Origin of the sequence: Trebonia sp. (assembly GCF_049794275.1) — a bacterium.
In the GTDB taxonomy this organism is placed as follows: domain Bacteria; phylum Actinomycetota; class Actinomycetes; order Streptosporangiales; family Streptosporangiaceae; genus Trebonia.
The window spans coordinates 1-5,700 of sequence record NZ_JBARCR010000855.1 but is presented as its reverse complement, the minus strand read 5'-3'; the positions used below and the strand labels follow the sequence as shown (position 1 = coordinate 5,700).

Genomic DNA, 5,700 nt, shown 5'->3' with positions numbered 1-5,700 from the left:
GTGGCCCGCTTGACCAGGGCGGCCACGAAGCCGTCGTAGATGTCGTCCATGACGATCATCCGCTTGTTGGAGTTGCAGGCCTGGCCGACGTTCTCCATCCGGGTGACCCAGGCGGTCTTAGCTGCGTCCTCGACGTCGTCGGTGTCGAGGACGATGTACGGGTCGGAGCCGCCAAGCTCAAGGACGACCTTCTTCAGGTTGCGGCCGGCCGTCTCGGCGACGACGGTGCCGGCCCGCTCGGAGCCGGTCAGCGACACGCCGTGCAGCCGCGGGTCGGCGATCATCGCGGCGACCTGCTCGTGGGTCGCGAAGAGGTTGACGTACACGCCGTCCGGCACGCCCGCGTCCCTCATGATCTGCGCGATCGCCAAGGCCGAGGTAGGGCAGTTTTCTGCGTGCTTGAGTATGACGGTGTTGCCGACGATCAGATTGGGCGCGGCGAACCTGGCCACCTGGTAATACGGGTAGTTCCACGGCATCACGCCGAGTACCGGGCCGACGGGCCGGTACTCCACGCGCGCCGTGTCATGGCCGGGCAGCGGCTTGTCAGCGATGAGCCCGGGGCCGCTGTCGGCGTAGTAGTTGAAGATATCGGTGCAGAACTCGGCCTCGCCGACGGCCTGTGCGGGCCGCTTGCCCATCTCCTTGGAGATCAGCGCGGCCAGATCGGCGGCGCGCTCGGTGAACAGCTCAGCGATCCGTTTCACTATCGCGGAGCGCTCGGCGACCGGGCGAAGCCGCCATGCCGCGAACGCCTCGGTCGCGGCGGCGAGCGCCTCCGCTACCTCCGCGTCCGTGGCGAAGGAGAAAGTCTCGGTCACCTCGCCGGTCGCCGGGTCGGTTACCTGATAAGGCGGGGTCTGCGTCATTGCCTGCTCCCGGTGTCACTGCAGCAAAGGGTCCAGTGAGACAACGTTACGGGAGCAAGGTACCCAGCCCAAGACCCATCCCCCCCTCGGGCCGGGACCGGGCCTGCAACCGGCAGCGCCCCCGGGGTTCCGGGGACGACGCTGACGGCATCAGAGTTTGGTCAGTTTGGCGCAGGGCGTCGTGATGCGCACCTGATGCGTGCCGAAGTCGATGACCAGGGAGGTGTCATCCTCGACGCTCACGACCCGGCCGAGGCCGTACTTATCGTGAGTCACCTGGTCCTGCACCGCGAACTGCTCGGGGGGCGGGGCCGGGGGCGGGGGCTTGAAGGGGCTTGTGGGCAGGAAGCGCCGGGTCGCGGCGGGGGCAGGCTTCATCACATCTAGTATGCGCCCTAGACGCCGTTGCTGCTTCCCCGAGGCGAGAGACACTCCGAGAAACAGAGAAGCCACCGTCCGTTCGGGATAAAGAAGATGTTCCGAACGGACGGTGGCACTACCCGATGATCAGCGTCAGAGCGAGCGGACGTGCTCGGCCTGCGGGCCCTTCTGGCCCTGCGTGATGTCGAACTCGACGCGCTGGTTTTCGTCCAGGCTGCGGTAGCCGTTGGACTCGATCGCGGAGAAGTGGACGAAGACGTCCTCGCCCCCGCCATCGACACTGATGAACCCGAAACCCTTGTCCGAGTTGAACCACTTGACTGTTCCCTGCGCCACGCGCATGTCTCCCTACCTACGATGGGTCCCCGCACTGCGCGGGAACCGGCAGTACATCCGCGAGCGCGCTATGAAACACGTACACAGAAGCTACGACCGCCAGCATTTAACCACACCTGAGGCCAGACCATTCCCATCCGGGCGGAATCAGGCGAGGCGCGAGCGCAATTCCGCCCTCAGCTCACCGTCCACTTCCCACATCGCTGCCGGGCGCCGTCCCGCGTCCTGTCTGCCGTAACGTGGCGGAGGGCGGATAGCCGAGGAAGTCAAAGATGTCTTGGGACCGAGGTGGGTCATTCATGATCGGGAATATCGTCGAGGACGCGGGCGGATTCGCCGACTTGGCGCTGGCCCCGGAACTGCTCCATGCCCTCTCCGGCCTCGGTTACGAGGAGCCAACGCCGATCCAGCAGGCCGCCATCCCGCCACTGCTTGACGGGCGTGATCTGGTCGGTCAGGCTGCGACCGGGACGGGGAAGACGGCAGCCTTCGCGCTTCCCGTGCTCCAGCGGGTCCTCAGGGAAGGCGGGCGGCCAGAGCCGCTCGCCCTAGTGCTCGTGCCGACGCGCGAGCTTGCGGTACAGGTTTCCGAAGCGATGCACCGCTACGGACATGAAATCGGCGCGCGTGTGGTGCCCATCTACGGCGGCCAGCCAATTGGCCGGCAACTGCGGGCGCTTGACCGTGGTGCCGACGTGGTGGTGGCGACGCCCGGGCGCGCGCTCGACCACATCACCCGCGGAACGCTGGACCTGCGCGGCCTCGCGATCGTCGTCCTCGACGAAGCGGACGAGATGCTTGACATGGGCTTCGCCGAGGACATCGAGGCGATCCTCGGCAACACCCCGAAGAGCCGGCAGACCGCGCTGTTCTCGGCGACGATGCCCCCGCGCATCAACGGCATGGTGCGCCGCCACCTGCGGGACCCGGTGCGGGTCGAACTTGGCCACCAGGCGCCTGCCGATGGCTTGCTGGTGCAGCAGAGTGCCTACATCGTGCCACGCGGGCATAAGCCCGCCGCTCTCGGACGGGTGCTCGACCTAGAGGCACCGGCGGCGGCGGTCGTCTTCTGCCGTACCCGGGATGAGGTGGACCGGCTTACCGAGACCCTGAACGGCCGAGGCTATCGGGCCGAGGCCCTGCACGGCGGAATGGACCAGCAACAGCGCGACCGGGTGATGAGCCGGCTGCGCGGCGGGAGCATCGATCTTCTCGTGGCTACCGACGTGGCCGCACGCGGCCTCGACATCGAGCAGCTCACGCACGTGGTGAACTACGACGTGCCCAGCGGGCCGGAGTTGTACGTGCATCGCATCGGGCGCGTCGGCCGGGCCGGCCGCGAAGGAACGGCCATCACCCTGGTCGAGCCGCGCGAGCACAGGATGCTCAAGGCCTTCGAACGGGCCACGGGACAGCGGATCGCGGCTGAGCAGCTGCCGACCGTCGCCGACCTGCGCGCCAGGCGCTTGGAACTGACGCGCGGTGCCCTCCGAGAGAGCCTGCTGGAGGACGACCTCGAGACCTTCCGGGCCGTTGTCGAGCCGCTCGCTGAAGAGTTCGACCTCTTCGAGGTGGCGCTCGCCGCAGTCAAATTGGCACATGAGACGAGCGGGACCGTCGACGAGGAAGAGCTCCCTGAGGCCGAATTGCGCCCGGCGGACGACCGCTCCGGCCCCCGTAAGGCATCCGGACGGGACCAGCGGCGCGCCCGCCCGGGGACTGCAGGCACGACGCGCCTGTTCGTGGGAGTCGGACGTGCCTCCGGAGTCCGGCCGCAGGATCTCGTCGGTGCGATCACCGGCGAGTCGCGCCTCTCCGGCAAGGACATCGGAGCGATCGAGATCGCCGACCGATTCTCGCTCGTCGAGGTCCCGGAGTCAGCCGCCGACGACGTGATCGCGGCGCTCCGGCAGACCAGCATCAAGGGCCGGAAGGCAACCGTTCGCCGCGAACGCTACCCGGCGCGGTAGCCTGCGCGGCCGTGGTCGCCGAGCCGCTGTGCGATGAGCCGTTGAGGCTGTTTTACGCCGGCCGTTTCGGGCAGCGGTATACGCGTCAGACCAGGCCGGGGCATCAGACCAGGCCTGGTCCGAGAGGAGAATCCCATGACCAGCGACAAGTCTCGTCGCGTTGAAATAAAGAACGAAGATCAGACGGTGGCCGCAGCTGAAGTGACGCCTCTTGACGATCCCGAGAGGACCGTCCGGGCTTCATTGCATCCCGGCCCCGGGCGTACACCGCCAGGCAGCCGGGCCAGTCTCGTGGATGCGGTCATGGACCAGCCCGAGGTGCAGAACAGCTCGCGCCTTGAGGCGACCGTCCCGCTCGGCGACGCCGAATCGCTGGAGCGGCTGCGGGAGCGGACCGACGAGACCGTCACGCGCTCGGCCGGGTCTACCGCCCTGGTGGATGCTGACATACCGCCCGCAAGCCACGACGAACCCGGCCAGGAGCCTGACGGCAAGGCATCCGCCTCGTGACATCGCGCCTGTCCTGACGAGGCTAGAGAACGTTTATCGCGCGCGCGATGACGAGCGCAGCCAGGACTATCGAGCCGGATGCTTCCAGCATCATGAGCAGCTTGGACCACGACTTGATCGCCGAGATGTCCGTAGGGCTGATCGCGGTTGCGGTCCAGAAGGCCAGCGAAAGGTAGTCGACGAACCGCGGCACCCAGGTAGCCGGCACATAGTCCGTGTGCTGCATCTCCGGGAAGACGAACGCCGGGTTGTCGTAAGGGTGATGTGCCCGGGCGGCGGCACCGCCGCGATCGAGGTCCCAGTACCAGAGCGCGAAGGCGATCACGTTTGTCGCCCAGATCACGGCACCGGCGGCGAGCAGGCCGCCCGGGTGACTGGCGAAAAGCTTGTTGTTGGTCAGGATTTCCACGACGAGCCGACCGGCGGCGAGCAGGTTGGCCAGGGTGATGACCGCGATGACGGCGCTGGTGATGATCCGCAGCCAGGCTTTCTGCCGGTCGATGCGGCCCGGGTCCCCTATGATCAGCACCGCTAGCAGCACGAGTAGCACGGTCGGGAGCAACCAGGCGGGCTGGACCCGGTAGCGGGCTGGCAGCGCCACGTGCAGGCCGGCCACGACGATGATGGCTGCGGCGATCGGCCACCAGTGCTCGCCCGGCCCGGCAGCGACAGCCCGTCCAGTCCCGGGCTCAGGCGCCGGTCTCTGTTCGGTAGTCATACTCGATGATGAGTTGGCGGCCCGGCAGTGGAATCATCCCGGATGGATGATGTCTTCCCGGGTGCGAACCGCCGGATTCCCGCATCTCGTCAGACCCGTCGGCAGTAGCTCACATCGCCGTTACCAGCCCGAATTAGGTCTGCAACCGCGTGGACACCGGGTTGTAGCCGGACAGGGTGAGATGGCCAGCATCGACCGGGATCGTTACGCCAGTGACCTTTGATGCTAGGTCCGAGTTAAGGTACAGGGCAGCGTTCGCCACGTCCTGGGGGTCCAGCCAGGATGTCCCGCTTAGCAGCGTGTAGTGGTGGCCGGCCTCGGTCATGTCCTCCTCGGTCCCGCCGGGGTGGCCGGCGAACATGTCCCAGGCACCCTGATGATTAGTCATGGGCGTCTTGACCGCGCCCGGGCTGATGGCATTGCACCGGACGCCGTATGGGGCGAGTTCCAGCGCGACGTTGCGCATCAGCCCGATCAGGCCGTGCTTGGCGGCCACATAGTGCGCGGTGTACTGGCCGGCCTCCAGGGCGTTCACTGACGCGATGACCACGATCGACCCGCTGCGGCGCTCGATCATGTGCGGCGCCACAGCCTTCGCCGCCTTCCACACGCCGGTGAGGTTGACGCCGATCATCTCGTCCCACTGCTCGTCGGTGAGTTCCCAGAACGCGCCGAGAGTCCAGATGCCGGCGTTCGCGATCAGGATGTCGATCGTGCCGAACTCGGCTATGCCGGCTGCCACCGCCGCGTCCAGCTGTTCCTGCGAGCGGACATCGGCCTTCGCCGCGATCACGCGCCGGCCGTAAGCCTCGACGAGCCGGACGGTCTCGTCGAGGTCGTCCTTCGTCGCGAGCTTGTAGGGAACGGTCGGCAGCTGGTCAATGACGTCGGTGATGATCACGTCGGCGCCCTCGCG

7 protein-coding genes are annotated in these 5,700 nt (G+C 67.2%); 2 read left to right on the top strand and 5 right to left on the bottom strand.

The window, feature by feature from the left end; genetic code table 11:
- The 3 genes from WA805_RS22145 to WA805_RS22135 form a co-directional block, all read right to left on the bottom strand.
- Positions 1 to 869, bottom strand: an 869-nt coding sequence (locus WA805_RS22145; protein ID WP_425243287.1) for an aldehyde dehydrogenase family protein, incomplete at its 3' end; no start/stop codon positions are given.
- Positions 870 to 1,019: 150 nt separating this feature from the next.
- Positions 1,020 to 1,247 carry a hypothetical protein gene (locus WA805_RS22140; RefSeq protein WP_422273049.1) on the bottom strand — a complete coding sequence of 76 codons (228 nt, stop codon included), beginning with the start codon at positions 1,245 to 1,247 and terminating at the stop codon, positions 1,020 to 1,022.
- Between the two features lie 135 nt (positions 1,248 to 1,382).
- Positions 1,383 to 1,586 (bottom strand): cold-shock protein, encoded by a 204-nt coding sequence (locus WA805_RS22135; protein WP_422273089.1) that lies wholly within the window; start codon positions 1,584 to 1,586, stop codon positions 1,383 to 1,385.
- Between the two features lie 341 nt (positions 1,587 to 1,927).
- On the opposite strand from WA805_RS22135, the gene WA805_RS22130 reads away from it, so the two are divergent.
- Both WA805_RS22130 and WA805_RS22125 read left to right on the top strand, forming a co-directional pair.
- Entirely contained in the window at positions 1,928 to 3,556 is a 1,629-nt protein-coding gene (locus WA805_RS22130; RefSeq protein WP_424558748.1) for a DEAD/DEAH box helicase, read from the top strand.
- 303 nt (positions 3,557 to 3,859) lie between these two features.
- Complete coding sequence (locus WA805_RS22125; protein WP_422273045.1) at positions 3,860 to 4,066, top strand: hypothetical protein; 207 nt, start codon at positions 3,860 to 3,862, stop codon at positions 4,064 to 4,066.
- Positions 4,067 to 4,088: 22 nt separating this feature from the next.
- Here WA805_RS22125 and WA805_RS22120 read toward each other — a convergent pair whose 3' ends face one another.
- A complete protein-coding gene (locus tag WA805_RS22120; RefSeq protein WP_425243286.1) occupies positions 4,089 to 4,784 on the bottom strand; it encodes a hypothetical protein in 696 nt (231 codons plus the stop codon).
- Positions 4,785 to 4,917: 133 nt separating this feature from the next.
- The coding region (locus WA805_RS22115) for a mycofactocin-coupled SDR family oxidoreductase (protein WP_425243285.1) at positions 4,918 to 5,700 on the bottom strand (783 nt) is incomplete at its 5' end.

Coding starts and splice junctions, on each gene's coding strand:
- WA805_RS22140 (WP_422273049.1), bottom strand. CDS start 1,247: ATGAAGCCTGCCCCCGCCGCGACCCGGCGCTTCCTGCCCACAAGCCCC.
- WA805_RS22125 (WP_422273045.1), top strand. CDS start 3,860: ATGGACCAGCCCGAGGTGCAGAACAGCTCGCGCCTTGAGGCGACCGTC.
- WA805_RS22120 (WP_425243286.1), bottom strand. CDS start 4,784: ATGACTACCGAACAGAGACCGGCGCCTGAGCCCGGGACTGGACGGGCT.